Origin of the sequence: Burkholderia sp. KCJ3K979 (genome assembly GCF_016759955.1) — a bacterium.
Classification (GTDB): domain Bacteria; phylum Pseudomonadota; class Gammaproteobacteria; order Burkholderiales; family Burkholderiaceae; genus Burkholderia; species Burkholderia orbicola.
In genome coordinates this window covers 1-4,486 of the sequence record NZ_JACFYV010000339.1, presented here as the reverse complement: position 1 = coordinate 4,486, position 4,486 = coordinate 1, and the positions used below count along the sequence as shown (strand labels likewise).

5 protein-coding genes are annotated in these 4,486 nt (G+C 65.5%); 1 reads left to right on the top strand and 4 read right to left on the bottom strand.

The genetic code is table 11. The features are described from left to right. The coding region (locus tag H3O04_RS34105) for a GDP-mannose 4,6-dehydratase (RefSeq protein WP_202589369.1) at window positions 1-719 on the top strand (719 nt) is incomplete at its 5' end. Between the two features lie 102 nt (window positions 720-821). Here the strand turns inward: H3O04_RS34105 and H3O04_RS34100 are convergent. The 4 genes from H3O04_RS34100 to H3O04_RS34085 form a co-directional block, all read right to left on the bottom strand. Continuing rightward, window positions 822-2,012, bottom strand: a complete 1,191-nt coding sequence (locus tag H3O04_RS34100; RefSeq protein ID WP_023474485.1) for an O-succinylhomoserine sulfhydrylase — start codon at window positions 2,010-2,012, stop codon at window positions 822-824. 260 nt (window positions 2,013-2,272) lie between these two features. After that, complete coding sequence (gene purF / locus H3O04_RS34095; RefSeq protein WP_006479327.1) at window positions 2,273-3,805, bottom strand: amidophosphoribosyltransferase; 1,533 nt, start codon at window positions 3,803-3,805, stop codon at window positions 2,273-2,275. A gap of 51 nt (window positions 3,806-3,856) precedes the next feature. Then, window positions 3,857-4,351, bottom strand: coding sequence for a CvpA family protein (locus H3O04_RS34090; protein ID WP_006479328.1), 495 nt, complete (start codon window positions 4,349-4,351; stop codon window positions 3,857-3,859). Between the two features lie 7 nt (window positions 4,352-4,358). Continuing rightward, the coding region (locus H3O04_RS34085; RefSeq protein ID WP_202589368.1) for an SPOR domain-containing protein at window positions 4,359-4,486 on the bottom strand (128 nt) is incomplete at its 5' end.

Here is a 4,486-nt window from a genome sequence, read left to right as displayed (position 1 = left end):
ATCTCGCCGCGCGTGCGCACGTCGCGCAGGACGAGCCGTCGCAGACCTACGCGGTCAACATCGTCGGCACGCGCAACCTGCTGGCGGCGCTCGCCGGCCTCGACCGCCGTCCGTCGGCGGTGCTGCTGGCCAGCAGTGCGAACGTCTACGGCAATTCGACGGCCGGCGTGCTCGACGAAACCGTCGCGCCTGCCCCGGCGAACGACTACGCGGTCAGCAAGCTCGCAATGGAATATGCGGCGAAGCTCTGGGCCGACCGGCTGCCGATCGTGATCGCGCGGCCGTTCAACTACACCGGTGTGGGCCAGAGCGACGCCTATTTGCTGCCGAAGCTCGTCGCGCACTATGCGAGCAACGCGCCGCGGATCTCGCTCGGCAACCTCGACGTGAGCCGCGATTTCTCCGACGTGCGCGACGTGACGGCCGCCTATCTGAAGCTCATCGAAACCGCGCCGGCCGGCGAGACGTTCAACGTCTGCTCGGAGCGCGCGTATTCGCTGAAGGAAGTGCTGGCAATGCTGTCGCGCATCGCCGGTTACGTGATCGACGTGACGATCGACCCGCGCTTCGTGCGGCACAACGAAGTGAAAAGCCTGAGCGGGTCGCGCGACAAGCTGCGGCGCGCGGTGGGCGAATTGCCGGTCACGCCGCTCGACGAAACGTTGCGTTGGATGGTGGACGCGATGCGTGCCGCACCGCCCGGGCACGCCGCTGGCTGAACGTCGGCGAAACGCACGCGACGGCATACGCCGAAATGACAACGGGCCGCTCTCTCGAGCGGCCCGTTTTCATTGACGCCCAGCCAAAAAGTGCTATCTCGCTCAGCCGTCCAGACCACGCGCCAGATCGTTGCGAACGTCGCCCGCATGCTCGAGCCCGACCGCCAAGCGGATCAACCCCTCGGTGATCCCCGCCGCCGCACGCGCTTCCGGCGTAATCCGGCCGTGCGTCGTGGTGGCCGGATGCGTGATCGTCGTACGCGTGTCGCCGAGGTTGCCGGTGATCGACACCAACTTCGTGCCGTCGATCACGCGCCATGCGTTCGCGCGCTGCTGCTCGGGCGTGTCGCCCTTCAGCTCGAACGACACGATCGCACCACCCGCCTTCTGCTGACGCTTCGCGAGTTCATGCTGCGGATGCGATTCGAGCCCCGGATAAAACACGCGCGCCACCGCTGGATGCGAGTCGAGCCAGCGCGCGATCTCCAACGCGTTCGCCGACTGCTTCTCGACGCGCAGCGACAGCGTCTCCATCCCCTTCAGCAGCACCCATGCGTTGAACGCCGACAGCGTCGGGCCCGCGCTGCGCACGAACGGGAACACCTTGCCCATGATGAATTCCTTCGAGCCGACCAGCGCACCGCCGAGTACGCGGCCCTGCCCGTCGAGGAATTTCGTCGCGGAGTGCATCACGACATCCGCGCCGAGCTTCAGCGGCTGCTGCAGCACCGGGCTGCAGAAACAGTTGTCGACGACGAACAGCGCGTTCGCCGCCTTCGCGATCTTGCCGATCGCCTCGATGTCGGCGAGCTCGGTCAGCGGGTTCGACGGCGTCTCGAGGAAGAACATCTTCGTTTCCGGCCGCACCGCTTCCTGCCACGCGTTCAGGTCGGTCGGGTCGACGAAGGTCGTCGTGATCCCGAACTTGCTGAAGATCTGCGAGAACATCCCGAGCGTCGAGCCGAACAGGCTGCGCGAGCTGACGAGGTGGTCGCCCGCCTGCAGCGCGGACATCACGACCGACATGATCGCGGCCATGCCCGACGCCGTCGCGATGCACGCCTCGCCGCCCTCGAGCGCCGCGAGACGCTCCTGGAACATGGTGACGGTCGGATTCGTGAAGCGCGAATAGGTGAAATAGTCTTCCGAATTCGCGAAGCGCTCGGCCGCGTCGGCCGCGCTCGAGAAGCAGAAGCTCGACGTGAGGAACAGCGCTTCCGAATGCTCGTTGAAGTCGCTGCGCAGCGTGCCCGCGCGCACGGCAAGCGTGTCGAAGTTGAGGGAGTCGTCCATGTTCCGTTTTCCGTATTCGAGGGCCGCGCCGACGGTCGTTCATGCGGCGCGGAACCGGTCAAAACCGAGGCCAAAAAACAAAAAGCCCGCTATGCGTCGGCATCAGCGGGCTTCGGTGCGGTACGACAGCGATCGACTCGGGCCGGCTGCCGCCGGCCTTCGCTTTAGCTGTTTTGGGAAGTTGCCCCGCGTCCGCAAGCTGATATCAAATCGACGCAAGGCCACATCCTATCACGCCTCGATAAAAGCGTGCGCCGGCGTTACTCGACCGACAGTTGCAGGTTCATCTGCGAACGCTCGGTATCGCCGGCCGTATCGCGATCGGCCTGCGACGCCGGCGCGAGGCGCGCGCGCTCGATCGCATCGAGGTACTCGGGCGTCACCGCGCCGGTGATGTAGTTGCCATCGAAACACGATGCCTCGAAGTGCTCGAGCTTCGGGTTGATGTCGCGCACCGCGCGGCGCAGATCGTCGACGTCCTGATAGATCAGGTGGTCGGCGCCGATGATCTTCGCGACTTCTTCGTCGGTGCGGCCGTGCGCGACGAGTTCGCCACGCGTCGGCATGTCGATGCCGTACACGTTCGGGAACTTCACGGGCGGCGCCGCCGACGCGAAGATCACCGACTTCGCGCCCGCATCGCGCGCCATCTGCACGATTTCGTGCGAGGTCGTGCCGCGCACGATCGAATCGTCGACGATCAGCACGTGCTTGTCCTTGAACTCGATGCTCATCGCGTTGAGCTTCTGGCGCACCGACTTCTTGCGCACGGCCTGCCCCGGCATGATGAAGGTCCGGCCGACGTAGCGGTTCTTGAAGAAGCCTTCACGATACTCGACGCCGAGCTTCGCGGCGACCTGCATCGCCGCCGGGCGCGACGAATCGGGAATCGGCATCACGACGTCGATCGGCACGTTCGGCAGTTCGCGCTTGATCTTCTCGGCGAGATAGTCGCCCATGCGCAGGCGCACGTTGTAGACCGGCACGCCGTCGAGGCACGAATCCGGACGCGCCAGATACACGTATTCGAACATGCACGGATTCAGCGTCGGGTTCTCCGCGCACTGCTGGCTGTGGAAGTTGCCGGCCTTGTCGATGAAGATCGCTTCGCCCGGCTCCAGGTCGCGCACGAATTCGAAACCGATGCCTTCGACCGCCACCGACTCCGACGCGACCATCCACTCGGTGCCGTGCTCGGTCTCGAGCTTGCCGATGCACAGCGGCCGGATGCCGAACGGATCGCGGAACGCGAGCAGCCCGTAGCCGGCGATCAGCGACACGATCGCGTACGAACCCTGCAGGCGGCGATGCACGCCCGAGACCGCCTTGAACACCGACGCCGGATCGAGCTCGAGGCCCGTGGTCGACAGTTGCAGCTCGTGCGCGAACACGTTGAGCAGCACTTCGCTGTCGGAATTGGTATTGATGTGCCGGCGGTCGATCCGGAACATCTCGTCCTTCAGTTGCTGCCAGTTCGTCAGGTTGCCGTTGTGCGCGAGGATGATCCCGAACGGCGCGTTCACGTAGAACGGCTGCGCCTCGGCCTCGCTCGACGCCGAGCCGGCCGTCGGGTAGCGCACCTGGCCGATGCCGTAGGTGCCGGGCAGGCTGCGCATGTTGCGCGTGCGGAACACGTCGCGCACCATGCCGTTCGCCTTGTACATGTGGAAATTGCTGCCGTCCGCCGTCGCAATGCCCGCCGCGTCCTGACCGCGATGCTGCAGCAGCAGCAGGCTGTCATAGATCAGCTGATTGACCGGGGATTGGGAGATAACGCCTACGATGCCGCACATGGCATGTCCTTCAGAATGACAAAATCGGTTCCGTCCTGCCCGGCCGCGTCGTCACACGCGTACGTACTGGGCCATGCCGTCGGGCAGGAGCTGCTTCAGCTCATGCACGCCCTGTTCGGCAAAAGGACGCAAGAGCGCATTGCGCCAGAAATCCTGTTTGGGCAGCTCGGTCAGCCCGGCCGCCGCGACCAGCAGCACCACCAGCACGCAGCCGCGGACGAGCCCGAACATCATGCCCAGCGAGCGGTCGACGCCGCCCAGGCCACTCGCCTGCGCGATCCGCGACAGCAGCGCGTTCGCCACGCCGGCGACCAGCACGACGCCGATCACGAGCAACGCGAAGGCGATCACCCACTGCGTCAGCGCGCCACCCGGCCAGTTCGCCGGAATATACGGCACGACCAGCCCGACGTAGCGGCTCGCGATCACGATCGCCGCGATCCAGCCGATCAGCCCGAAAATCTCGGACACGAAGCCGCGCCACGCGCCGCGCAGCGCCGACAACACGATCACCGCCAATACAGCGTAGTCGAAAGCCGTCAGCATCGTGGCATTACTGCGTCAGACCGGCTTCGCGCACCTTCGCGATCGCGGCGGAGGCCGCCGAACGATCCGCGAACGGGCCGGCCCGCAACAGTGTAGCCGTGCTGCCGTCTGCCTGCTTGCGATGCTCGACATATG